General features: G+C 60.4%; 21 protein-coding genes and 2 pseudogenes. 9 read left to right on the top strand and 14 right to left on the bottom strand.

The genetic code is table 11. The features are described from left to right. Positions 1-14 precede the first annotated feature (14 nt). Positions 15-1,172, bottom strand: a complete 1,158-nt coding sequence (locus ABIE16_RS10580) for an efflux RND transporter periplasmic adaptor subunit (protein ID WP_429521082.1) — start codon at positions 1,170-1,172, stop codon at positions 15-17. A gap of 293 nt (positions 1,173-1,465) precedes the next feature. On the opposite strand from ABIE16_RS10580, the gene ABIE16_RS10575 reads away from it, so the two are divergent. Together ABIE16_RS10575 and ABIE16_RS10570 are read left to right on the top strand one after the other, a co-directional pair. Beyond that, the gene (locus ABIE16_RS10575; RefSeq protein WP_057714693.1) at positions 1,466-2,167 is read left to right on the top strand and encodes a response regulator transcription factor; all 702 of its coding nucleotides are present in this window, start codon (positions 1,466-1,468) and stop codon (positions 2,165-2,167) included. A 4-nt stretch (positions 2,168-2,171) separates the two neighbouring features. Next, the gene (locus ABIE16_RS10570; RefSeq protein WP_218498136.1) at positions 2,172-3,473 is read left to right on the top strand and encodes an ATP-binding protein; all 1,302 of its coding nucleotides are present in this window, start codon (positions 2,172-2,174) and stop codon (positions 3,471-3,473) included. A 47-nt stretch (positions 3,474-3,520) separates the two neighbouring features. Here the strand turns inward: ABIE16_RS10570 and ABIE16_RS10565 are convergent, their stop codons facing one another. From ABIE16_RS10565 to ABIE16_RS10535, 7 genes are all read right to left on the bottom strand, one after another. Beyond that, positions 3,521-4,282, bottom strand: coding sequence for a transcriptional regulator (locus ABIE16_RS10565; RefSeq protein WP_429521081.1), 762 nt, complete (start codon positions 4,280-4,282; stop codon positions 3,521-3,523). Next, positions 4,282-4,764, bottom strand: a complete 483-nt coding sequence (locus ABIE16_RS10560; protein ID WP_371318492.1) for an RNA polymerase sigma factor — start codon at positions 4,762-4,764, stop codon at positions 4,282-4,284. The genes ABIE16_RS10565 and ABIE16_RS10560 overlap by 1 nt, the downstream gene beginning before the upstream one ends. A 66-nt stretch (positions 4,765-4,830) precedes the next feature. After that, positions 4,831-5,373 (bottom strand): tetratricopeptide repeat protein, encoded by a 543-nt coding sequence (locus ABIE16_RS10555; protein ID WP_057714697.1) that lies wholly within the window; start codon positions 5,371-5,373, stop codon positions 4,831-4,833. A gap of 503 nt (positions 5,374-5,876) precedes the next feature. After that, positions 5,877-6,830: a D-2-hydroxyacid dehydrogenase family protein gene (locus tag ABIE16_RS10550; protein WP_429521080.1), complete on the bottom strand. Its 954-nt coding sequence runs from the start codon at positions 6,828-6,830 to the stop codon at positions 5,877-5,879. A gap of 13 nt (positions 6,831-6,843) precedes the next feature. After that, on the bottom strand, positions 6,844-7,869 hold the full coding sequence (locus ABIE16_RS10545) for an alpha/beta fold hydrolase (protein WP_429521079.1): 1,026 nt from the start codon (positions 7,867-7,869) through the stop codon (positions 6,844-6,846). Between the two features lie 84 nt (positions 7,870-7,953). Next, positions 7,954-8,388, bottom strand: coding sequence for a YqaA family protein (locus ABIE16_RS10540; protein WP_090455409.1), 435 nt, complete (start codon positions 8,386-8,388; stop codon positions 7,954-7,956). After that, a complete protein-coding gene (locus ABIE16_RS10535; RefSeq protein WP_429521078.1) occupies positions 8,388-8,834 on the bottom strand; it encodes a DUF411 domain-containing protein in 447 nt (148 codons plus the stop codon). Before ABIE16_RS10535 ends, ABIE16_RS10540 begins: the two co-directional genes overlap by 1 nt. A gap of 384 nt (positions 8,835-9,218) precedes the next feature. Between ABIE16_RS10535 and ABIE16_RS10530 the strand changes: the two genes are divergently transcribed. Beyond that, positions 9,219-9,749, top strand: coding sequence for a hypothetical protein (locus tag ABIE16_RS10530; protein WP_429521077.1), 531 nt, complete (start codon positions 9,219-9,221; stop codon positions 9,747-9,749). Between the two features lie 47 nt (positions 9,750-9,796). Here the strand turns inward: ABIE16_RS10530 and ABIE16_RS10525 are convergent. Next, positions 9,797-10,726 (bottom strand): annotated as a pseudogene (locus tag ABIE16_RS10525) (aldo/keto reductase); the annotation flags it as partial. Here ABIE16_RS10525 and ABIE16_RS10520 point away from each other — a divergent pair. Together ABIE16_RS10520 and ABIE16_RS10515 are read left to right on the top strand one after the other, a co-directional pair. Continuing rightward, positions 10,721-10,906 (top strand): annotated as a pseudogene (locus ABIE16_RS10520) (LysR family transcriptional regulator); the annotation flags it as partial. The pseudogenes ABIE16_RS10525 and ABIE16_RS10520 sit on opposite strands and share 6 nt — an antisense overlap. A 301-nt stretch (positions 10,907-11,207) precedes the next feature. Next, a complete protein-coding gene (locus tag ABIE16_RS10515) occupies positions 11,208-11,396 on the top strand; it encodes a hypothetical protein (protein WP_090455405.1) in 189 nt (62 codons plus the stop codon). Between the two features lie 8 nt (positions 11,397-11,404). Here ABIE16_RS10515 and ABIE16_RS10510 read toward each other — a convergent pair whose 3' ends face one another. Then, a complete protein-coding gene (locus ABIE16_RS10510; protein WP_057714705.1) occupies positions 11,405-11,776 on the bottom strand; it encodes a hypothetical protein in 372 nt (123 codons plus the stop codon). 248 nt (positions 11,777-12,024) lie between these two features. On the opposite strand from ABIE16_RS10510, the gene ABIE16_RS10505 reads away from it, so the two are divergent. Next, the gene (locus tag ABIE16_RS10505; RefSeq protein WP_429521076.1) at positions 12,025-14,373 is read left to right on the top strand and encodes an acylase; all 2,349 of its coding nucleotides are present in this window, start codon (positions 12,025-12,027) and stop codon (positions 14,371-14,373) included. A 56-nt stretch (positions 14,374-14,429) separates the two neighbouring features. Here ABIE16_RS10505 and ABIE16_RS10500 read toward each other — a convergent pair whose 3' ends face one another. Both ABIE16_RS10500 and ABIE16_RS10495 read right to left on the bottom strand, forming a co-directional pair. Next, positions 14,430-15,431, bottom strand: a complete 1,002-nt coding sequence (locus ABIE16_RS10500; RefSeq protein WP_429521075.1) for a FecR family protein — start codon at positions 15,429-15,431, stop codon at positions 14,430-14,432. A 216-nt stretch (positions 15,432-15,647) separates the two neighbouring features. Continuing rightward, a complete protein-coding gene (locus tag ABIE16_RS10495) occupies positions 15,648-20,480 on the bottom strand; it encodes a dermonecrotic toxin domain-containing protein (RefSeq protein ID WP_429521074.1) in 4,833 nt (1,610 codons plus the stop codon). Positions 20,481-20,714: 234 nt separating this feature from the next. Between ABIE16_RS10495 and ABIE16_RS10490 the strand changes: the two genes are divergently transcribed. Further along, positions 20,715-21,755 (top strand): Ldh family oxidoreductase, encoded by a 1,041-nt coding sequence (locus ABIE16_RS10490; protein WP_150814030.1) that lies wholly within the window; start codon positions 20,715-20,717, stop codon positions 21,753-21,755. Positions 21,756-21,889: 134 nt separating this feature from the next. Here ABIE16_RS10490 and ABIE16_RS10485 read toward each other — a convergent pair whose 3' ends face one another. Beyond that, complete coding sequence (locus ABIE16_RS10485) at positions 21,890-22,207, bottom strand: DUF883 family protein (protein WP_429521073.1); 318 nt, start codon at positions 22,205-22,207, stop codon at positions 21,890-21,892. Between the two features lie 164 nt (positions 22,208-22,371). Here ABIE16_RS10485 and ABIE16_RS10480 point away from each other — a divergent pair, with 164 nt between their 5' ends. Continuing rightward, on the top strand, positions 22,372-22,626 hold the full coding sequence (locus ABIE16_RS10480; protein WP_007970091.1) for a hypothetical protein: 255 nt from the start codon (positions 22,372-22,374) through the stop codon (positions 22,624-22,626). A gap of 9 nt (positions 22,627-22,635) precedes the next feature. Here ABIE16_RS10480 and ABIE16_RS10475 read toward each other — a convergent pair whose 3' ends face one another. Continuing rightward, positions 22,636-23,544, bottom strand: a complete 909-nt coding sequence (locus ABIE16_RS10475; protein ID WP_429521072.1) for a LysR family transcriptional regulator — start codon at positions 23,542-23,544, stop codon at positions 22,636-22,638. Between the two features lie 84 nt (positions 23,545-23,628). Between ABIE16_RS10475 and ABIE16_RS10470 the strand changes: the two genes are divergently transcribed. Further along, positions 23,629-24,552 (top strand): carbon-nitrogen hydrolase family protein, encoded by a 924-nt coding sequence (locus tag ABIE16_RS10470; RefSeq protein ID WP_429521071.1) that lies wholly within the window; start codon positions 23,629-23,631, stop codon positions 24,550-24,552. Positions 24,553-24,605: the final 53 nt, after the last annotated feature.

Raw genomic sequence — 24,605 nt, 5'->3', positions numbered from 1 at the left:
AAAAAGCGTCCTGCTTACTGACCAGTCGCCTGGGCAAGTGGAAGAGGGGTGTCGTCGATCTGCACTTTCTCACCGGGGCGGGCGTGCTGCAGCCCTTCGATGACGATGCGGTCGCCCGCCTTCAGGCCTCCGGTGACGATCCAGCGATCGTTCTGCACGGCACCCAGTTCGACCGGTCGCTGCCCGACCCGCTGTTCGGCGTCGAGCAGCAGCACCTGGGCGATGCCGGCGCTGTCGCGCTGGATGGCCCGTTGCGGCACGCTGATGCCCTGCTGGTTGATCGCTTGTTCCAGGCGTACGCGCACGAAACTGCCGGGCAGCAAGTCGAGGTCGGGGTTGGGGAACTCGCTGCGCAGGATGATCTGGCCGGTGCCCGGGTCGACGGTGATATCGCTGAACAGCATTTTGCCCGGCAGCGGGTAGAGGCTGCCGTCATCCTGAATCAACGTGGCCTTGGCCTGGTCCTGGCCGACCTGCTGCAACTGACCTGAGCGGAAGGCGCGTCGCAGATCGTTGAGTTCGCGGGTGGACTGGGTCAGGTCGGCATGAATCGGGTTCAGTTGCTGAATCAGCGCCAGGGGCGTGGTTTCGTTTTGTCCGACCAGTGCGCCTTCGGTGACCAGTGCGCGACCGATACGCCCGGAAATCGGCGCGGTGACCGTGGCGTAACCGAGGTTCAACCGGGCGCGTTCCACCGCCGCCTTGTTGCCGGCGACGTCGGCAGCGGTCTGCCGGGCGTTGGCCCGGGCGTTGTCGTAGTCCTGGCCGCTGATGGCCTTGTCGTCGATCAACCGGGCGTAGCGCTGTTCCTGCAATCTGGCCTGGAACGCGTTGGCTTCAGCCTTGCGCAACGCGGCTTCGGCGCTGTCCAGGTCAGCCTTGAACGGCGCCGGGTCGATGCGGAACAACACTTCGCCCTGTTTCACGTCACTGCCTTCACGGAAGGTGCGCTGCAAGACTACGCCAGCCACCCGGGCACGCACTTCGGCCATGCGCGGTGCGGCAATCCGCCCGCTCAGTTCACTGCTGATGGTCAGTGGCCGAGCTTCGATGGTCTCGATGCGAACTGTGGCCAGCGGCGCCTGTTCCTCGGCATTCGAGGGCTTGTCACACGCGCCCAGTGTCAACGCCAGTGCAATCAGGCTGAGCCTGGCAAGCAGATTCTTCGACATGTAATACCCCAATAAAGACCCCCAGCATCCTACTGGGCGAAGGCGAGGGTAGCGGTGAAGCTTTGTTGGTGCTGTGTGAAATTGTGTAAGGGTTTTACTCAGGTGTGCGTGAGGGCGTATATCCTGCAGTCCTTGATTTCTATTGCGCCAGATAGATTGCCATCGCGAGCAAGCTCGCTCCCACCGGGATTTGATGTGAACACGAATGTTGTGAACAACACCGACCACTATGGGAGCGAGCTTGCTCGCGATGGCGGCATATCTGGCGCCACGGCTCTTTCTGGAAACACCCCATGCCCAACATCCTCCTGGTCGAAGACGACACCGCCCTCGCCGAACTGATTGCCAGTTACCTGGAACGCAACGGTTATTCCGTCAGCGTGATCGGTCGCGGTGACCATGTGCGCGAACGTGCGCGGCTCAATCCGCCGGACCTGGTGATCCTCGACCTGATGCTGCCCGGCCTCGACGGCTTGCAAGTCTGTCGCCTGCTGCGCGCCGATTCGGCGACCCTGCCGATCCTGATGCTCACCGCCCGCGACGACAGCCACGACCAGGTCCTGGGCCTGGAAATGGGGGCCGACGACTACGTCACCAAACCCTGCGAGCCGCGGGTGCTGCTGGCCCGGGTGCGGACCTTGTTGCGCCGCAGCAGCCTCAGCGAGCCGCAGACTGCCAACGACCGCATTCTGATGGGCAACCTGTGCATCGACTTGTCCGAGCGTACCGTCACCTGGCGCGGGCAATTGGTGGAATTGTCCAGCGGCGAGTACAACCTGCTGGTGGTGCTGGCCCGGCATGCCGGAGAGGTGTTGAGCCGCGACCAGATCCTGCAACGCTTGCGCGGCATCGAATTCAATGGCACCGACCGTTCGGTGGACGTGGCGATTTCCAAGCTGCGACGCAAGTTCGACGACCACGCCGGCGAGGCGCGCAAGATCAAGACCGTGTGGGGCAAGGGTTACCTGTTCAGCCGTTCCGAGTGGGAATGCTGAGCCGATGTTCAGAATCCTCTTTCGTTTGTACCTGGTGACAATCGTCTCATTCAGCGCGGCGATCTATCTGGTGCCGGATCTGGTGGTCAAGGTGTTCCAGGAACGCTTTGTCACCTACAACCTCGATTACTCGCGAGGGCTGCAAACGCTGATCGTCAAACAGTTCCAGGGGGTCCCGGCCGAACAGTGGCCGACCCTGGCCGCTGAAATGGACAAGGACTTCTCTCCTCTGCACATCGTGCTCAGTAGCAATGACGACAGCAGCCTGACGCCCGATGAACAGCAGCGCTTGCGCCGCGGCGAGAACGTCGTGCGCGTGGGCGACTGGGGCTGGCGCACGCTGGCGGTCGCGCCGCTGAACGAGCGCACCGTGGTGCAAATGGTCGTGCCACCGGATCCGCTGGACGTCAATCTGTTGTACTGGAGCATCAACGTCCTGATCGGCGCGACCATGCTCGCGTGCCTGTTGTTGTGGCTGCGCCCGCACTGGCGTGATCTGGAGCGCCTCAAGGGCGCCGCCGAACGCTTTGGCAAGGGCCACTTGGGCGAGCGTACGCAAATTTCCCCGAGTTCCAACATCGGCAGCCTGGCCAGTGTGTTCGACACCATGGCCGGTGACATCGAGAACCTGCTCAACCAGCAGCGAGACCTGCTCAATGCGGTGTCCCACGAGTTGCGCACGCCGCTGACGCGCCTGGATTTCGGCCTGGCGCTGGCCCTGTCCGACGACTTGCCGGCGGCCAGCCGCGAGCGCTTGCAAAGCCTGGTGGCGCACATTCGGGAACTCGATGAATTGGTGCTGGAGCTGCTGTCCTACAGTCGCCTGCAAAACCCGGCGCGGCTGCCGGAGCAGGTCGAAGTGTCGATGGATGAATTCATCGACAGCATTCTCGGCAGCGTTGACGAAGAAATGGAGTCTCCGCAAATCGTCATCGACGTGTTGCTCCACGGCCAGCTCGAACGCTTCAGCCTGGACCCGCGCCTGACCGCGCGAGCCCTGCAAAACCTGCTGCGCAACGCCATGCGCTATTGCGAGAAGCGTATTCAGATCGGTGTGCAGGTCTATGCCAGTGGCTGTGAAATCTGGGTCGACGATGATGGCATCGGCATTCCGGATGACGAACGCGAGCGGATCTTCGAACCTTTCTACCGCCTCGACCGCAGCCGCGACCGCGCCACGGGTGGTTTCGGACTGGGACTGGCGATCAGCCGCCGAGCACTGGAAGCCCAGGGCGGCACGTTGACGGTGGAAGCCTCGCCGCTGGGCGGGGCTCGGTTTCGTTTATGGTTGCCGGCTTCGGCCTGACGCGCTTCGCAGGCGCTGCCGCAGCGCCTGCGTTGTGCCAGGGATTCTCAGGTGCTCAGGCGACTACGCAGCAGTTTCGCCATCTCCTCCAGGTCCGCCATCGGCTGATGCCCGATCAGCATCCAGGCGTGTTCCATGTCAGCCCAATACACGATGTTCAGCTCGCGCCGCTGTTCCCGTGCGAAATGGCGGCTGCCGCTGTTGGAGCGGGTAACACACAGCGCCATGGGGCCATGGGCCGGATCGAGGTAGGTGATCTGGGCGATGGTTGCACCGTCGTACTCGAGGATTTGCGCGCGCCTGAACTCGGCACGGGGCAGGCTCAGTTTTGCCGGCGCGAGGTTGAGGCCCAGACGCGCATCGATCGTGCGCAGTTGTGCCCGTTGGGCAGCTTCATCGCCGGGCAGGTGATCCAGGGTTTCCGGCACATAGAGCGCCATGTAATCGGCCACCAGGCCGCGCCAGCTATGTGACTGTTGGCTCGCTTGCCAGCCGAGGAACAAACGGTCCGCCAGCACGCCGCCGGCCAACAGCCCGGCCGCGGCGGCCAGGAACCAGCGTCGATTGAGCCCGGGGCGGGCGGGTGAGGGCAGTGTGGCAAGCATGGTTTGCAGGCGATCGACCGGCGCCTGTCGGGCCAGTTCATCGTAGGCGTCCTTGAACGGCAGGCTGCTGCGATCCAGCCATTGCAGGCGCAGGCCGAGCATCGGGTCGGCGCTGATGGCCGCGTCGATGCGCGAGCGCTGCTCGGCATCGAGTTGGTTGTCGAGGTAAGCCACCAGTTGTTCGTCCGAGGGTATCGCGTTCATCAATGTTCTCCTCGGTTAGGGGTGGGCACCGTGTGCAACGGTGGATATTCGGCCAGTTTCGCCCGAGCGGCGGCCAGGCGACTCATGACGGTGCCGATGGGCACTTGCAGCACCTCGGCGACTTCGCGGTAGGACAAGCCTTCGACATAGGCGAGAAACACCGTTTCGCGCTGGGCCTCGGGCAAGGCATCGACGCGGCGGATGACCTGCGCTGCCAACACGTGGGTTTGCGCCACGGATTCTCCATCGAACGACAAGGCCTGATCGGCGTCTACCTGGCCCTGCCCCTGGCGCACCCGCCGGGCGCGGACTTCGTTGAGCCAGATCGAATGCAGAATGCTCAGCAGCCAGTGGTCCATGCGCGTCCCCTGCACGTATTGCCCGGCCCGTTCCAGCGCCCGCAGGCAAGTGGCTTGCACCAGGTCATCGGCGACATGCCGTTGCCGGGACAGCAGCAGGCCGTAGCGCCATAAACGCGCCAGATGCTGGTTCAGTTCCGTTCGTATTGCCTGATCGCTGGCGATGGCGACCTCCGTCCGCTCGGGTTGTCAGGTTTTCGATGAACCGTTGATGGCTTCGGCCAGGTCCTGGTACTCCTCGCACTGGGTACTGCCACAGATGGATTCGATCTGCCGCAGTTGCTCCTGTGCAAGATCCAGCCGGCCTTTGACCACATAGGCTTCGCCGAGGTATTCGCGGACCTGCGCATATTGCGGGTCGAGCTTCACCGATTGCAGGTAATAGCCGATGCCTTCGTCGGTACGTCCCAGTTTACGCGTGGCGTAGCCGCGATAGTTCAACGCTTTTGCGGTATTTGGCTGTTTCAGCGTGTCGAGCAGGGCCAGGGCTTCTTCATAACGCCCGTCCTTGGCCAGTCGATAGGCATAGTTGGTACGGTCTTCGTCCGGCACCAGGCTACTGGTCTGCCGGACGCAACGTTTCGATTTGCTGTCGAACACCTGACCTTTCGGGCAGTTGGGTCTGATGGGCGCGTCGTCGTCCCCGCCACCGCCGTTGGCCAGGGCGAGGGAACCGGACAACGCAACGGCCAGCAACAGAGGGGGCGTCAGAACAGCAAAACGAATATTCATGGGCTTTGCTCCAGAGCTTCATGGGTTCAGATCGGGGCGCGTCCCGCTAGACGCAGTGCAAGGTTGATGTGACGAGAACACCGCAGCATGAACAATTATTCGTTACGCCCTGATGGTGTTTTCAAGGAAAACTCATATCGGGGCGGATGCATGGTTTTTGTGCCTCGTGCAGCGTTGTGTGCGCCGAAGAGTCCCTGTGGGAGCGAGCGTGCTCGCGACGCGGAGTGTCATTCAACTTTGATTTCGACTGATACACCGCTATCGCGAGCAAGCTCGCTCCCACAGAGGATTTGTGCCGGGCACAATTACTGCGTTCGCCGATGTAACCCTGTGGGAGCGAGCTTGCTCGCGATGCGGAGTGTCATTCGACGTTGATGGCGACTGAGCCTCCGCTATCGCAAGCAAGCTCGCTCCCACAGAGGATTTGTGCCGGGCACAATTGCTGCGTCCGCCAATGTAGTCCTGTGGGACCGAGCCTGTTCGCGATGAACGATGACGCGGTATCAACCCAGCAAACGAATCGGAGCACCCGCCGACCAGGCCTGAATGTCCTCGATCATTTGCGAGAAAAACAGCCGGTAGTTCTGTTGGCTCACGTACCCGACATGGGGCGTCGCCAGTACATTGTCCAGGGTCCGGAACGGATGGTGGGCGGGTAGCGGTTCCTGCTCGAAGACGTCCAGGGCGACACCGGCCAGCCGTTGTTTCTGCAGCGCCTTGATCAGCGCCGCTTCATCGACAATGGGGCCACGAGCGGTGTTCACCAGCAGCGCCGAGGGCTTCATCCAGCCAAGGGCTTGTGCGTCCACCAGACCGCGACTGCGCTCGCTGAGCACAAGGTGCACCGACAGCACGTCGGCCTGTTCGAACAGTTCCTGTTTGCTGACACGGGTCACACCGACCTGCGCCGCGCGTTCGGCGGTGAGGTTTTCACTCCAGGCGATGACACGCATGCCGAACACCTGACCGAACTGCGCGACTCGCTGACCGATGCTGCCCAGACCGAGGATGGCCAGTGTCTTGCCATGCAAGTCGCCACCCAGGCCTTGCTGCCATTGGCCGGCGCGCAGGGCATTGGCCTCGACCACCAGGTTGCGGGTCGCGGCCATGATCAGCGCCCAGGTCAGTTCCGGTGCGGCGTGTTTGTAGCTGTCGGTACCGCTGACCTGAATACCCAGCGCGGCAGCGGTTTTCAGGTCCAGGGCCGCGTTGCGCATACCGCCGGTCACCAGCAGCTTGAGCTTGGGCAAGCGCCTCAGCAGGTCTTCATCGAAGCGGGTACGCTCGCGCATCACGCAGATCACCTCGAACCCGGCCAGGCGCTCGGCCAGGGATGAGGTATCGGTGGGGTAGTCATGGAGAAAACTTACCTCACCGACGCTGTCCAGTGCCGACCAGTCCACTACATTGCGCGCCACATCCTGCCAATCATCGATCACTGCAATCTGCACAGGCATCAGCCTTTCCTCTTCAATGCACGGGGTTGGTCTTGCTCAGCCAGGCGAGCAGGGCCTGGTGGAATCGGGCCGGTTCTTCCATCTGCGGCGCGTGGCCCATGCCAGGGAATTCGACCAGCGTGGACTGGGGAATCAGCCCGGCTATCTGTTTGCCGAGGACGTCGTAGTGCCCGATCTTCGCCTTGACCTCGGGAGGGGCGATGTCACTGCCGATGGCGGTGGTGTCGGATGTTCCGATCAACAGCAAGGTCGGCATCTTCAGGTTCTGGAATTCGTAATACACAGGTTGAGTGAAGATCATGTCGTAGATCAGTGCCGAGTTCCACGCGACTTGCGTATGCCCCGGGCCTTTGTTCAGACCGGCGAGCATGTCGACCCAACGATCGAACTCCGGCTTCCAGCGACCGCCGTAATAGGTGGTGCGTTCGTAGTTGCGGATACCCTCGGCACTGAGTTTGAGTTCGCGCTCGTACCATTGATCAACCGTGCGATAGGGCACACCGAGGGCTTTCCAGTCTTCCAGGCCGATGGGGTTGACCAGCGCCAGTTGCTCGACCTGTTCGGGGTATTGCAAGGCGTAGCGAGTGGCGAGCATGCCGCCGGTGGAATGCCCCAGCAGGGTGGCTTTCTGGATGCCCAGCGCCTTGAGCAATTGCTGGGTGTTCGTCGCCAGTTGCTGGAAGCTGTACTGATAGTGCGCCGGCTTGCTGGAGGTGCAGAAGCCGATCTGGTCCGGGGCGATGACCCGATAGCCGGCGTCGCTGAGGGCTTTGATCGAGGTGTCCCAGGTGGCACCGCAGAAATTCTTGCCGTGCATCAGCACCACGCTGCGGCCATTGGCCTTGCCGTTGGCGGCGACGTCCATGTAACCCATTTGCAGGGATTGGCCCTGGGAATCAAAGGCGAAGTGCTTGAGCGTGTAGGGGTAGTCGAAACCTTGCAACTCGGGGCCGTATTGCGGCCCTTCGGCGTGGGCGATGACGGGCAGGACGGCGGTCAGTAACAGGCTGGGTAACCAGCGGGAGAAGGGGCGCGACATCGGAGAGCTCCATGGGAATCCGCCTATATTGGATCGACACGATTAGGGCGGCATTAATCACAGGCAATCGCCGCCCTTGAAGGTTCAACCCATCCAGCCCAAAGTCGCCAACGCCAGCACGCTGTAGCGGGCGCCTTTGGCCAGGGTGACGATCAGCAGGAAGCGCCCCAGCGGCTCGCGCATGACCCCGGCGACCAGCGTCAGCGGATCGCCGATCACCGGCAGCCAACTGAGCAGCAATGACCAATGGCCGTAGCGTTGGTAATGAAGCCGGGCCTTTTCCAGATGCCGGGGGCTCACCGGAAACCAGCGTCGGTCGTGGAACCGCTCGATCCCACGCCCCAGCCACCAGTTGATTAACGAGCCCAGAACGTTGCCGAACGTTGCCACCGCCAGCAGTGCCCAGAGCCAATAGCGATCGCTGAGCAGCAGTCCGACCAGCACGGCTTCGGATTGCAACGGCAGCAGCGTGGCGGCACCGAATGCCGCGAAAAACAATCCGAAGTACGCGCCGGACATCAATGGGCGGGGTAGTCCGCAACCACCACGTCAGTGCCGTCCTTTTTCAGGCCGATGACCTGATAGGCATCGCTCATGCCGTCCATTTTCATGCCGGGCGAACCCATGGGCATGCCGGGGGCCGCGACGCCCAGCAGATCGTCGCGTTTGCTCAAGGCCAGGACCTGATCGGCCGGGACATGGCCTTCAACGAATTTGCCATTGATCAATGCGGTGTGGCACGACGCCAGGCGTGGCGGCACGCCGTGCTGTTGCTTGAATTCGCTCATGCTGGCTTCTACGTGGTCATCGACCTTGAAGCCATTGGCCTCCAGGTGGGTGATCCATTTTTTGCAGCAACCACAATTGGCGTCGCGATGAACCTCGATCGGAATGAGGTCGGCGGCCTGGACCAGGGAAGACATGAACAGGGCGCTCAGGGCGATCAGACGCAGAGGGTTTCGCATGGGATTCGTCTCGGCTAACGGGCAAAAAACGCATTCTGACCATTTTTATGGGTCAGGTATTCAAGGAGTGTTTCCAGTTGCTACAAGATAGGCCATTCAATGATGGTAGATCAACGCTGTCAGGGAGATGAGGGGGACATTACAAAATTGTCAGCTTGAAATGTGGAGGGTAAGTATTGGTGTTGATATAAACCAACTATCCGCCCTGTACGAAAAGTCTGAAAGACTATTCATCAATCTTCCGAAGCCCAATAAACATGAAGTTTTACAGCATGTATCTTAATTGTACGAAAATTGTTAAAGCGCTGAATTAAAGTTTGGTGGCGTTAGTGCTCCGGCCGATACTTCTGACCTTCTAACTTGATCAAAAAGAAGGAGTTTTCAATGACTATCGGTTATACCGGCGCCTGGACCCCGAAGGCGGGCTTGTTGGTTCGAGATACCGCCAGCAGCTCAAAGTCTGTTCCCCAGAGCGTCAAGGTCAGGCAGATGCTTGACCTGGTGGGCAACAATCCAGTTGAACTGGATACGGTCAAGATGGACAAGATGAAATTGCGCAAGCAGATGAAGGGTTTTGATCCCACTAATATTTCAGTCAAATCCATGGGCAGTCTCAGTGTCTTACTGAAAGAACGCGGCCTGATCAGTGATGTGACGGCCGTCACGCTGAGTAATGCCGGTGACAAGTTCGACCGGTTTGGCATCAAGGACCCTGATGCGAAGTTCAATGCACTGGAATATTTCGCGACGCAACTGGAGAACATCCAGAACAACAATCTGAAGGGTAACAAGTACGCCAATTACTTGGTTCCCGAGTTCAAGAAAGCGATCTACGTGCTGCAAAACCTGGAAACTTATGGCAAAAGCAACGGCCCCATGGTGAGGCCGGGCACTGTTCTCTCGGACGAAGCCTGACGCCCTGTTGCCCGGCCCGCCCGGTTCATTGAGCGGGCCGGCGACCCTTAGCGGTCGAGCAGCTTCATGACTTCTTCCGGATAACGCAGGCCAGCGGTGGCATTTGCCGTAAAGACCGCATCCAGCGCGTGCAGTTCTTCGGCGCTCAGCGTCACCTCCAGAGCGGCCACGTTTTCTTCCAGGTATTTACGTTGCTTGGTGCCCGGAATCGGAATCAGGTAATCACCCTGGGCCAGTACCCACGCCAGCGCCAGTTGGCCCGCCGTCACGCCTTTTTCTGCCGCCAGCGCTTGTACCTGTTGCACCAGCAGCAGGTTTTTCACGAAGTTTTCGCCCTGAAAGCGCGGGCTGAAACGACGGTAATCGTCGGCCGCGAAATCATCCGGGCTTTTCAACGCGCCGGTCAGAAACCCTCGGCCCAATGGGCTATAAGGCACAAAGGCGACGCCCAGGCGTTGGCAGGCCGCCAGGCAACCGTTTTCTTCCTGATCGCGGCTCCACAACGAGTACTCGCTTTGCAACGCACTGATCGGATGAACCTTGTGCGCTCGTTCCAGGGTCGCCGCCGAGGCCTCGCTCAAGCCCAGATAACGTACCTTGCCGGCACTGACCAGTTCGGCCATGGCACCGACGGTTTCTTCGATGGCCACCTGCGGGTCGATTCGGTGTTGGTAATACAGGTCGAGGGTGTCCACGCCCAGGCGCTTCAACGTGCCGTCGATGGACTGGCGAATGTATTGCGGCCGACCGTTGACGCCACGGGCGGTGGGGTTGGCCGGATCGCGGACGATCCCGAACTTGCTGGCCAGGAACACCTGATCGCGCTTGCCGGCAATGGCCTTGCCGATCAGCTCTTCATTGGTGTGCGGGCCGTACATATCGGCGGTATCGAGCAGGTTGACGCCCAGTTCCAGCGCGCGATGCAGGGTGGCCGTGGCTTCGCGGGCGTCGGTGCCGGTGGTGTAAAAATCCGGCAACTGGAGGAGGGGCGTTTGTGTGAAGTGCTGAGGGAAGTGCCGCCACCGGGCATGCCGATGACGGCGCTTTATCCGCCGCACCGCCAGTTATCCCGGCGGGTGCGTGTGTTCGTCGATTGGTTGGTGGGACTGTGCGCCCAGCCGGGCAATGACTTTTACCGAAAGGATTCAGGCCGTTGAGCCACTGTTAACGATGTGGGTAGTAACCTGGTCCGCCATGGTTGGCATAGTGATCGTGATGCCAGCCCCCGTGGGGGAAAACAATGCATCCGCTCAGGGTCAGGATGGCAAGCAGGGGAATCAGCAATGTGATTCGACGCAACATTTGAAAGTCCTCATGGTTATCGCCGTAATGAAGCCAAAACTCTTCATCGGCTGTAACATGAGACCCCGCTTGTAGCCGCTTATCCCCGAAACAGGGTAAGCGCTTGGCATGCGCGTCGATACAAACCGGATACATTTTCAGATTCAGGAACCCGCAATGACTCAGTCGCAACGTTTGAAATACTCGATTCTGATCTCCCTGGTGGTGCTGGGGATCATGTTTGGCCTTTCCTGGTTGCAGAACACCGGCGTCATCAGCGAAAAACTGTTCCAGTACATCGCCATTGGCGTGGCGGTGGTCGTGGTGGTCATCAATGGCGTGATGCGCCGCAAGGTCAAAGCCTGATCATTCGATCATCGGTTACGCAAAATGGCAGCAGCCTGGGGATGCAGGCTGTAGCTCTTGTCGGGGTTGAGGACAATCACGCCTTCGCTGCACAAGCGCTTCAGCACTTCACGCACGCTGAGAAAGGACAGGGGAATATCCAGGTCCAGCAATTGGCTGTGCACGCCACGCACACCAAGGCTGCGGTCGTTTTCGGCGGCCGTCAGCAGGGCATCGATGACTTTCAGGCGGATCAGACTGGTTCGAAGGCCAAAGCTTTTGAGCAGGACCCTGATCCGCTCGTTGCCGTGGCGATCGGTACGCGGCTCGAATACGCCGACTCCCATGGAAGTACCCTTTGGCGCGTTGCTACCGTCCGTTGGCAGTTGCGAGTTGTACATTGCAAAACTCCTTTCAGAGCCTGATCAGGAAAAAATGGGCGCTCTTACAGCATTAGACGTATGAGCAGCCCGAATCATGAAGGCTCGAATGTAGAAATTTTGTCGCCATCGCGTGATCAACCTGTCAGACCATGGGGCGTTGCGCAGTAATCTCTAAAATTTTTGTAGTGAGCTTCGTCCCTACAGGGAGGCCCGGTGCGCGTGGGTAGGCGCAGCCGTGACCATCGTTTTTTCGATCAGGAGCGAGCGTGATTATTTCCAGCCAGTTAACCAGGTTGAGCCTGGTGGGTGTGACTCTGGGGTTGAGCCTGGGGCTGAGCTTTGCGGCGAGCGCGAGTGATACGCCTGCGCAAACGAGCGCCGAGATCCGCCGCACCGGTTTCGGCGTGCCGCACATCCGCGCCGACAACGAGCGCGGGCTCGGCTACGGCATCGGCTATGCCTACGCCCAGGACAACCTGTGCCTGTTGGCCAACGAAATCATTACGGTCAACGGTGAACGTTCGCGGTATTTCGGGCCGGATCAGTTCACCGTCGAAGAGCGCGAGAACCTGGCCAGCGATGTATTTTTCACCTGGCTGAACACTCCGCAAGCCGTCGCCGGTTTCTGGCAGGCCCAGACCCCGCCAGTGCGTGAGTTGGTCGAAGGCTATGTGGCGGGGTACAACCGCTCCTTGAGCGAGCGTCGCGTCCAGGGATTGCCGCCGCAGTGCCAGGGAGATTGGGTGCGCGACATTACCACGTCGGATCTGGTCAAGCTGACCCGGCGCCTGTTGGTCGAAGGTGGCGTCGGCCAGTTTGCCGAAGCCCTGGCCGGTGCCACGCCGCCCCAGGCCGTGGCCCGGGCGTCGAGCGCACAGGCAGCGTTCCAGGTGGCCGCTACGCGGATGCAGCGTTTTGCCCTGGACCGTGGCAGCAACGCCATCGCGGTCGGCAGCGAGCGTTCCTTCAACGGACGCGGCATGTTGCTGGCCAATCCGCACTTTCCGTGGGTGGGCGGCATGCGTTTTTATCAGATGCACCTGACCATTCCCGGCAAACTGGACGTGATGGGCGCGGCGTTGCCCGGCCTGCCGGTGATCAACATCGGTTTCAATCAACATCTGGCCTGGACCCACACCGTGGATTCGTCCAGGCATTTCACGCTGTATCGCCTGCAGCTCGATCCCAAGGATTCGACCCGTTACCTGCTCGACGGCCAGTCCTTGCCGATGGACAAGCAGACCGTGACCGTCAACGTCAGGCAGGCGGACGGACAGGTCCGGGCAATTTCCCACGAGGTCTACAGCTCGAAATTCGGTCCGGTGGTGCAATGGCCGGGAAAACTGGATTGGGATCATCAATACGCCTACAGCCTGCGCGACGCCAATCTGGATAACGACCGGGTTCTGCAGCAGTGGTATGCGATGAACCGCGCTGAAAACCTAAAGGATTTCCAGGCTTCGGTGCACGAGATCCAGGGCATTCCGTGGGTCAATACGCTGGCAGCGGACGATCAGGGGCAGACGCTGTACATGAACCTCTCGGTGGTGCCCAACGTCAGTGTCGACAAGCTGGCGCAATGCAGCGATCCGCGCGCTGGCTTGCAGATGATCATTCTCGACGGCTCCAACAGCGCCTGTGCCTGGGACATCGACCCGCAGGCTGCACAACAGGGTATCTATGCTGCGGACAAGTTGCCGCAGTTGCTACGCAAGGACTTTGTCCAGCACTCCAACGACTCGGCATGGATGGCCAACCCGGCGCAACCGCTGACCGGCTATTCGCCGTTGATCAGCCAGGACAGTCAGCCACTGGGGCTGCGCTCGCGCTTTGCCCTGGACCGTTTGAGCGCGCTGGCCCAGGCCGGCAAGGTCGAGGCAGCGGACTTGCAACACATGGTCATGGACGATCGGGTTTATCAAGCCAGCCTAGTGATGCCGGACCTGCTGCAATTCTGCGCGGCGGATCTCGGTACCGATGCCAAAACGCTCGCGCCACTGTGCGCCAGCCTCAAGGCCTGGGACCGCAACGCCAACCTGGGCAGCGGTTTGGGCTTTGTGCACTTCCAGAATGTCATGGAGGCGTTGGAGTCGGTGCCGGACGTATGGCGTGTGGCATTCGATCCGCGGGATCCGCAACATACCCCACGGGGTCTGGCAGTCGATCACCCGCAGGTGGCGAAGGCGCTAAGGGCAGCGATGCTGGCTTCGGCTGAACAGGTCAAGGCGGCAGGACTCAAGCCGGACAGTCGCTGGGGCGATATCCAGGTGGTCAGCAGCGGCGGACAACAGACACCGATCCACGGCGGGCCGGGAACGTTAGGGGTCTACAACGCCATCCAGAGCGTACCGCGCAGCGATGGCAAGCGCGAAGTGGTCAGCGGCACGAGCTATCTGCAAGTGGTGACCTTTGACGAAAACGGACCGCAGGCCAAAGGGCTGCTGGCATTCTCGTTGTCCAGCGACCCGGCCTCGAAGTATTCACGGGACCAGACGCAGGCCTTTTCCAGGAAGCAATGGAGCGTACTGCCTTTCACCGAGCAACAGATCCTGTCCGATCCGGACTATCAGGTGCAGACGATCCGCCGGCAGGATGCAAAAGTGGCCGCGCAGTAAGGTAGTGGGGTTTCGCATGAATGCTGAAGGCCGCATCCGCAAGGGTGGCGGCCTTTTCAGCTTTTCGGGGAGATTTGCGGAATCGCGTTGACCACCAGATTGCCGTTCTGGTTACGGGTCAGGTAGACCGGCAGGACCCGCGGCAAGGACTTTACCAGGCCGTTGATCTCTTTGATGTTGTAGATGCCGCCGATATGGATCGAGCCGGTGCTGTGGTCAGCCACCATCAACGGTTTGTCCAGGTAGCGATTGATCAACGGCAGCGCATCGCTCAAGGCCAGATCGTCGAGCACCAACTTGCCCTGGCGCCAGGCCAGCGAGCTGTCATTGTCATAGGTCTGGCTGATGCGGGGAATGAAGTCGCCGCGGCGATACCTGGCCTGCATCGCCGGGCCAAGGCGCAAACCATCGCCTTGCAGGTCGGCGTTGCTGCTGACCAGTACCGATCCTTCGATCAGGTTGACTTTGACCTGGTCTTCATACATCCAGACGTTGAATTGGGTGCCGGTCACGCGAATCCGGCCTTCGGCGGCCTTGACCACGAAGGGGTGGCGGGTGTCATGGCTGACCCTGAAGAAGGCTTCGCCTTTATCCAGCGTGACTTGCCGCTGATCCTTGTAGTTGCTGTACGTCAGCTCGCTGCCCAGGTTCAGCTCCACCTGGCTGCCGTCTTTCAACGTGACGGTACGCACATTGTCGGTCGCTTCGAAATGCTGGTACGCGTTCGGTACCCAGCCCAGGTGCCAGCCGCCATAACCGGCCAAAGGCAGTGCCAGGGCACATACCGCCGCGGCAATGGCCAGGCGGCGCCACGGGGTTTCGGGTTGGCGGCGAACCAGCGGCACGACGGGTTCGGGACGAGGCAACTCGCCGGCGACATCCCAGATCTCCAGCATCGCTTCGTACTCGAAGGCATGGAGCGGATGTGCATCACGCCATTGCTCGAACGCCTGGCGCTCTTGCTCGGTGCAGTCACTGGCGTGCAGACGCATGCACCAATGCGCGGCAGCATCGGTGATAGCGTCGAATTCGGCTTCCGAAAGTGTGTGGTCGGTCATTGGCCCTTCCTGATTTCCTGCATTCTAACCTTGGGGGAAGTCTGCGAGAACATCAGTCATGGCATTTAACCATCAATGTGTTGTTTTTTTTCAACGCATCGCCTTTGGAACATCTGTTGTCGAATAAACAGTATCCATAGGGTGCGTGAAAAAAACATCAAGTCAAACACCGTTGTGCTGCGCAGACCCGGGGATCTGCGCGTTGTTACGCCGCGGTCAGGTTTCAGCGGTCGGAGTGACCGGCACCGGGTCTAGTTGCCGGCCCAATTCGCAGATCAAAAAGGCGATCGAGTCGGCATTGTGCAAAATGACATCGGTTCGGAACTTCGATTCCTGCCTGTTTAAAAAAGCTTCCCGTGCCTTATCCATGGTCTGGCTGCCCGTCAGCCGTAGAATGGCCTTGCCAATGTGATAAGAATCCGGAATCGAATCCAGGCTGATCCAGGATTGCAGGCCACTGTTCCAGCGTGCGAACAGTTCCTCTTTCGGCGTTTTCATCGATAAGGCTTCTCGCTGGAAATCCAGCTGAGACTGTTTCTTTGCCGCGCCATAGCCGGTGACCGACGCTACCAGATCGCTGAACGGCAGCCTGGCCTCAAGGTATGCAATGTCAACGGCCCCGGAAAACAAATGAGCGAATTCGTGTATCAGGGTCGCGGCCTGGCTGTGGCCGTCGACATCGAAGGGCTGTGTCAGGCTGGATTTGTACCAGTCGAGTTGTTGATTGAAGAATTTTTCCGTGAAATGGACATTGCGCTGTAGATCCTTGTCCACGACAAACGCGATGAGGTTGTCCTTCGGGTCCCGACTTGAACCCACGATAAAGCGTTGCGAGTTCATCCAGTCTTCATCGGGATCGACCAGCGCGTTGCAGACGGGGACGATGGCCTGTTTGATTTTTTCGAGCAGTGCTTTGTCGACCTGACCAACATCAAAGAACTGTTTGAGGAAGGTATCGAGCCGTGTGCCCGGGAGGAGTTTCCTGAGTTGCACCAGATTGTGCAGGCTGTTGAACGCATAATAACGAGCCATGTCGATGGCCTGCACGATCATGCGGGCTTTAGCGGGATGCTTTGCCCGGATTTCGTCCATCCCCCGGGCCTCGATGTTCAGGACCGCCCGCGCAACATAGGCGTTGGCATACTGATTGTGCATTTTCGAGACGACTTTGCCGAAGTGAACGGTGTGGAAATCCGGGTCGATGACCAATTGTTTGTCAGGAGTAGTCGTTAACACGGGGCCTTCTTCCTTGCCTTTGACCGTTCTCCAGACCGCTCCGGTCTTGTTCACGCCGTACACCTTTCCGGCAATGGCGGCATAGGTTTTCTTGCTGCCCGCGTCCAGATAGGTGCCGTCAGTGCTGTTTTTCGCCAGGTCCTTGAGTTCAACCGTGGTTTCGAACGGTTGCAGCCGGGTGCGCATTGCTGCTGTCGACCGAATCTTCGACCAGGGTTGAGCGATCACGAGGGTGACAGCCGGTGGAGCAACGGCTTCACCGGTTTCCTGGGCGCTTTCGCCCCATCCATCAAGTGACAGCCGGCCCAATGACAGGATTTGCGCCGTCCCGGCAATAAACTCGCGCAACGCGGTCATCCAATGATGGTCCTGCAAGGCTTCGGCCGAATTGAGGGCATCCTTGTAGGCTTTCCAAAGAAACTGCACGTATGCGAGTTTGCCCGGCAGCAGGCTTGAAATGCGCTCGATGCCGGCGCCGAACAGGTGTTTAACGGCCTCCCAGTCCGACTGACCGCTAGCGTGTGACTGGGTGGCGAGCATCTTCACCAACAGTTGGGTGTTGTCATGGAACAAATGGGTGAGCAGGTTTCCGTCGATGGGGTTGGACGCAAGGGTGATTTCGCTCGACTGGCCGACGGTGGACTCCAACAGGTTGCGAAACACCGTTTGCTCACTGTCCGGCAGGCGACGTATCAACATGTCCTGCAATGGCCCCGGTGTGTTGAGTGCCGAAACAACGCTGGCCTCATTGTTGAATTCAACGAAGGGTGAACCACCCGGGTGGTAAGGGGCATAGAGGATTTGCGGGCCTGCCTTGCCCGAGCCTGGACCAATCAGGTACAGGCCCAGCGCCTTGACGGCGGCGGCGCCGGTTGTCTTGATCAGTTCCAATGGTCGGGCAATGGCGTGAGCACCTTCTACGGTCGCCCGGGCGATGGCGTCCGGCATGTCGAATACTTGCCGAAGCAAATCGAAAGCGCTGTCGGAAAGCCGTTGCTGCAGTTTCAGTTCGTGCGCGTGTTGCAGCAGTTGCCAGGGCAGTTGCTTGACGAAGCGCAACATCTTGCTTTCGACGTCGGCCGCTTGATTCGACAAGCTGTCCGTGACCTGTTTGGCGTAGTTTTGCGCGATGTCCAGTGATCGCAACAGTTGGCGGACAGCCGCCTGATCCAGATTCCGGGGCAGCGTTTGAGTGGTCGACGACCCGACCTTGAACCCTGTGCCTTGCGCAATGTTGATGTGCTGCAAGGCGAACTCGGTGAGGCTCCGGGCGGGGCCGACCAGGGCCAGGTCCGGGGTGATTTCGATATTGTCAGGGTCCAGCGCTGTTGCGGGGAAGCGGCTGGCGAGCAACGATTTCAGTGTTTCCTGCACATACGACTTGAGGGGGTTGGTCCCGTGTAAATAGTCTTTGTCCTCAACAACGCTGTGGCGGTATTGCTCCAGCAGTTCAAGGTGCAGTCGCTGCTCTTGCAGCGGAGCCATTCCCAGCCAGGCGGGCAGGGACTGCTGCTGGCTGATCGCCCGGGCAATCGACGTGGCTCTTCCCAGGTTGGTGTTGAGGACCGTTGTGGTCAGGTCTTCAAGGGCTTTTTTCTGCTTCGTGTCGCTCAGGTCGAAAGTACGTACGTGTTCGCAGCGAGCCAAAAAGTGCTCGATGGACGATTGCGCGACCCGTTCCAATACAGACCCTTCAATCAGCCGCAACGGTCCCAGTGAGTAGCGTTGGTGAAAGACGCGCTGGGCCGGGGTCAGGTTTTCCAGCAGCGCCAGGCGTTGCTGCGGCTCGAGCAGGCGGCGGTTCAGTTCCAGCCGTGCACGACTGATGGTGTCAAAGACTTCCAGGCCCTCGGCGGGCGTCCACAGGATCGTCCGGCCGGAATGCGAGGGATCGAGTCCGCCACGCTCGGTCACGAGTAGACAATGGGCCAGGGGCAGGACATCCTGCTGGCCGGAGCGCTCCAGCGTCAACGAGTAGGCATCGGGGCGGAAACCCTTGAGTGACAGGCGGTTTTGCCGGTCGGGCTGGTCCGGGTTGAAGACTGTTTCGACAATGGCCCGATCCGCATCCCGCAATGTTGCACCAAGCACCCGCAGGCTGGCCTCGCCACGCAGGCCAACGGCAAGTGCATGGGCCAGGCGGGGTTTCATGTTTTCCAGATAGACCCGTTGCAAGGCCATAGACGCAACCGGTTGTGCTGCAAAATCCGCGTTGATCAGTGTTTCGATGTCGCGGAAGGTTTTGACGAAAGCTGCCGCTGTATCGGCCAGCACGGTGGAGGGATGCTGATTGCCGGATAACACGGGGCGTGTGCTCCAGCGTCCGCCGGCATCCAGCGTCAGCAGTCGCTCGCTGATCATCGAGCGGATATCCAGCGCCTTGTCGAACAGGGCGTGGATGTCCACGCTGCCGTCACTGTGACGGAACACCTGCAGGGCATATTCCATGTTATGCCGTTGCTTGCTGATGATCCCGTCGAAGAGCTTGGGGATGATCGCGCCGCCAATCACTTCCCCGGTCACATTCGGCCGGTCAAAACCAATGAAACGCTGGCGTTCATCCAGGCTCAGCAGACCATAGAGTTCATCCTCATGACCGGCCGCACTGAACTTGCTCAGCACCGTATCGCACAAGTCCTGATAGTTCTCGAGCACCTGCAGGCCTGCGGTGGGCGTGTAGAGAAACGCATTGCCGGCGCTGACCATCAGTGAGCCGGCCAACTCTACATAGTTGGCCTGGTACTCCCACAGACGCACGGTTTCGACCGTCATAGCTTTGTTCGTCCGGCTGGCCGTCGAGATCAACGCGTGCAAGTCCTGGCTTTGCTCAGGGGTGATGATCCCGGCTTCGCGCTTGAGCAGCAGTTGTACCCTCGCCTGGTCGGCGATGGCCTGGCCGAAGAACTGGCGACGCGATGCACCTTCGGTACTCGCCGCAGCCCAGAAACCTTCGAGCTGCCCGATCAGCAGGCCGATCAGTTGGCGCGAGATTGTCGTGACGGCTGTTTCCCAGAGTGGCTGGTCGGCTTTTGCCGGGGACTTTCCCGGATGGGAAAATTCATGGGACTGCCCGGATGGCCAACGCTGATGGCGATAGTGCAGGAGTACCGCGTCACTCAGGGAAAGGGTGTTGACCCAGCGTCGCGCCGGATGGCTTTCGCCCGCATTTTCTGGCGTTGTAGCCAGGTAGAAGTTCACTTGGGTCCGGCTCTGATCCAGACCGGGAAACGACGCCGCCAGACGTTGACTCAGCAATGTGTCGAGCAGAGAGGTCAGGGACGGCAGCGCTTTCAATTCGTCGAGCAGGGCCTGGTCGTTAAGTTGCTGCTGGGTGGAGAGGGTGTTGCGCTGGTCTTCGAACACGTCCCCGTCGATGGTTTGAAAGTCCAGTTCGATTTCGGTGGCGCCCACCACGGCCTTGCGTTGAGACAGCGCCATGAAGGCCAGCAGGTCGTCGTCTTCACCGGCCGCTTTGAGTTGCGTCACCAGTTGTTCGGTCAGGGCCGTACGGTCGACGAACTTTTTTATTCCCGCGTACGGGGTGTAGAGAATCACGCCATTGTCATCGGGTGTCGCAGTCAGCAAAAAGCTGCCGGCCAGCGCCACGGGTTCCAGTCCAGGGATTTTCAGCAGGATTTTCTTCGCCAGCATGGGCGGCGTCTGCTCGTCGCGCAGTGCCTGGGTGGCCAGTTCGATATGGCTGAACCATTCGAAGTCCCTTCGCGTCAGCCCGTGGGTTTGGCCAAGTTCTCTCCAGAGACCGCGCAACGTCAGCGCCTCGGGGAAAAACAGCGGAGTTAATGGTGTAGACATCGTCGAGTCTCGTTCTAGGTGCCACTCAAAGGCGCCTGTGGATTGAGCATCGAGACTAAAAGCCGGTGCGTTGACGCGGGTGGTAAATAGATAACGCACGGGTCGCGGGCGTTTGTGACAGGGATAGACCTCATCGACCCTGAGCGAAAGGTTGACAGGTCGCACGCCGCGCGTTGTTAATCGGCGGGTCTTTGTACGCTGTTGTTCCCTCCAATAATCAGTCTGGAGCTTCAGATGTCTGCGCCACACGATCACGCCTCTACCGCGGTCCCGTCACACCTGTCACTCGAAGCGCTGAGCGCTTTGCTGGAGAAGATTTTTCTGCGTCACGGCACGTCGGCCGAAGTTGCCCGGGTGCTGGCGCAAAACTGCGCCGGTGCCGAGCGCGACGGCGCGCACAGTCACGGGGTATTCCGCATTCCTGGTTATGTTTCGACGCTGCAAAGCGGCTGGGTCAATGGCCAGGCCGTTCCGCTGGTCGAAGATGTGGCTTCAGGGTTTGTGCGGGTCGATGCCAATAACGGTTTTGCGCAGCCGGCCCTGGCGGCGGCACGCGAGTTACTGGTGCAGAAGGCCCGAAGTGCCGGCATCGCGGTGCTGGCGATCCGTAACTCGCACCATTTCGCGGCCTTGTGGCCGGATGTCGAACCCTTCGCTGAAGAGGGCCTTGTGGCATTGAGCGTGGTCAACAGCATGACCTGCGTGGTGCCCCACGGTGCCGACCGGCCGCTGTTCGGCACCAACCCGATTGCCTTCGCTGCACCGCGGGCCGAGGGCGGGCCGATTGTCTTCGACCTGGCCACCAGCGCCATTGCCCATGGCGATGTGCAAATTGCCGCCCGCGAAGGTGAACGCTTGCCGGAAGGGATGGGCGTGGACAGTCTCGGCCAGCCGACCACGGACCCGAAGGCGATTCTCGAGGGCGGCGCGTTGCTGCCTTTCGGCGGGCACAAGGGCTCGGCGTTGTCGATGATGGTCGAGTTGCTCGCGGCGGCACTGACCGGTGGCAACTTTTCCTTCGAGTTCGACTGGAAGAACCACCCTGGTGCCAAGACCCCCTGGACTGGCCAGTTGCTTATCGTGATCGATCCGGACAAGGCAGCGGGGCAAAGCTTTGCCGAGCGCAGCCAGGAACTGGTGCGGCAAATGCACGGTGTTGGCCTGAAGCGTTTGCCGGGTGACCGGCGTCATCATCAACGCGCGAAGTCGCAGGTCAATGGCATTGAGCTGGATGCCAAGACACTGGCGAACTTGCGGGAGCTGGCGGGGGAGTGATCCGTTAGATACGCCCCAACCCCCTGTGGGAGCGGGCTTGCTCGCGAAAGCGGTGTGTCAGCCAATATCCAAGTTGCTGACACACCGCTTTCGCGAGCAAGCCCGCTCCCACAGGGTTCAGTCTTTGCCAGTGCTTAGCGACGTCCCAGCAACAACCCCACCACCAGGCCGAACCCGGCGGAAATCGCCACGGTTTGCCATGGATGCCCGCCGATATAGGTTTCAGTGGCCTCGACCGCGGGCAGGGTGCGGTCGCGTACGCTGCTCACCGAATCCCCTGCCTGTCGGAGTTTCAGGGCGATTTGTCCACGAAGGGTCTCTGCTTCTTCCCCGACCAGCGAGGCGCCGCTTTTCAGCAGCTTTTCCGATTCTTCGATCAGCGTTTGAAGTTCGCTGAAGGCTTGATCCTTGATTTGATCTTCGGCGGCTTGCACGGCGGTTTTGCGGGCCATTGAAGTACTCCTTGCAGGTAAGTGGACAGTGAACAATGGAGTCTGCCGTCGTCGGAAAAGTTGCAGCTATTTTGCCCGGGGAGGCCATCTTGCTGAAAAACCGGCGCAGGACCTTTCGTCCTACAGTGTAAGATGTCGCCTATTTTACGCAGCAGGAAATTCCCATGAGCTTCAATCTGGCCGACAAACCCCTCGCCGAGCGCGCAGCGCTTGAAGACGAGAAATCCCGACTGTTCGAACTCTGGCAAAACAACCTGGGCAAGGCCAAGGGTGAGGCTGCGAGGTTGTTCGGCGAACGGGCCAAGCGCAAAGGCAAATGGGCCGAATGGGTGCGCGCCGAACTGGACGGCATGTCGCCGCCGGAATACGCCAACATGGTGCGCAGTGAAGTCAATCGCCTGATGGCGGCCAACAAGTAACAACGGCTGTCAGGCGAAACTCGCGACGATTGCCTCGCGCACTTTCAAGAGCACCGGGTCGAGCTGGGTGCTGGTCCGCCAGCCCAGTTCGATCGGGTAGCGCGGCAACGCCAGGGGGCAGGGCAGCAGCACCAGCCCGCTGAGCGTTGCGATGCTTTGGGCGGCATGGGCCGGAATGGTCGCCACCGCCCGACTGCCTTTTAGCAAGTGCGGCAACGCGGCAAAATGCGTGGTCGAGGCGCACACCCTCCGGCTCAGCCCCAGCGCCGCCAAGCCCTCATCGGTAATCCCGATAAAACCGCCGGACGACACCAGAATGTGTTCGCGGGCCACAAACTCCTCGAGACCGATGCTCTGCTGGCCCTCGACCAGGCTCGACGGGTCCACCAGGCACAGATAGCCACCTTCCCCCAGCACCTGACGGCTGAGCAACCGCTCGGCAAACCCGCCCGCGGCAATCGCCAGGTCAATACTGCGCTCCATCAACGCCTGGGCGACGATCTGGCTGTGGGTCTGGCGGAAAATCAGCCGCAGTTTCGGCGCGCAACGGGCGATCTCTTCGATCAGCCGCCGGCCGTAGGAAATCTCGAAATCATCCGACATGCCGACCGTGACCGAGCGACCTTCGTACTGTTGCGCAGCCGGATCGACCATCGCCAGGCTCTGCCGGCATTTGTTCAGGGCATCGCTGACCACTGGTTTGAGCTGATTGGCCTTGAGCGAGGGGGCCAGGCCGCGTCCGGTGCGCACGAACAGCTGATCGCCATACAGCTCGCGCAAGCGACGCAAGGCCGCGCTGACGGCCGATTGCGTCACGCCCAGGCGCAGCGCGGCACGGCTGGCGCTGGACTCTTCGTGCAGCGCTTCGAAGACTTTGAGCAGGTTGAGGTCGACGTCGGTGATATTCATTTCGTTCATATCATTCAGCAGTGAATCGGTCTTTATTGATGATTACCTGACGCAGGAGAATGAGCAACACCTGATGCGAATGGAGTTTCCAAGATGGCCAAATCAATTGTCGCGGCCCTGCAGATCGGCGCCTTGCCCGGCGGCAAGGCTGAAACCCTGGAACAGATCCTGTCCTATGAAAACGCAATCATCGAATCCGGCGCCGGGTTGGTGGTGATGCCGGAAGCGTTGCTGGGCGGTTATCCCAAAGGCGAAGGCTTTGGTACGCAATTGGGCTATCGCCTGCCGCAAGGGCGCGAAGCCTTTGCCCGCTATTTTGTCAATGCCATCGATGTACCCGGCGCGGAAACCGAGGCGTTGGCGGCGCTCTCCGCTCGCACCGCAGCCAATCTGGTGATCGGCGTGATCGAGCGCGCCGGCAGCACCTTGTACTGCACCGCGCTGTACTTCGATCCGCAGGCCGGGCTGGTGGGCAAACATCGCAAACTGATGCCCACCGGCACCGAGCGGCTGATCTGGGGCAAGGGCGATGGCTCGACCTTGCCGGTGATCGACAGTCAGGTCGGGCGTGTCGGTGCGCTGGTGTGCTGGGAAAACATGATGCCGCTGCTGCGCACGGCGATGTACGCCAAAGGCGTGGAGGTATGGTGCGCGCCGACCGTGGACGAACGGGAGATGTGGCAAGTCAGCATGCGCCACATTGCCCATGAGGGGCGCTGTTTCGTGGTCAGCGCCTGCCAGGTCCAGGCATCGCCCCAGGCCCTGGGCCTGGACATCGCCAACTGGCCGGCGGATCGACCGTTGATTGCCGGTGGCAGTGTGATCGTAGGCCCCATGGGCGACATCCTCGCCGGACCGTTGCGCGACAGTGCCGGGCTGCTTACAGCGCAAATCGACACCGACGACCTGGTGCGCGCCCGCTACGACTATGACGTGGTCGGCCACTACGCGCGGCCGGATGTGTTCGAACTGATCGTGGACGAACGCGCCAGGCCCGGGGTGCGCTTCACCTCCTGATGCCCAGCGGGCTTTGGCCAAAGCAGTCAGACAACTTGATAGCTTTGACCATT

This window comes from Pseudomonas sp. 2725 (genome assembly GCF_050434585.1).
GTDB lineage: Bacteria > Pseudomonadota > Gammaproteobacteria > Pseudomonadales > Pseudomonadaceae > Aquipseudomonas > Aquipseudomonas jessenii.
The sequence above is the reverse complement of the archived record's forward strand: the minus strand, read 5'-3'. Positions and strand labels throughout refer to the sequence as shown.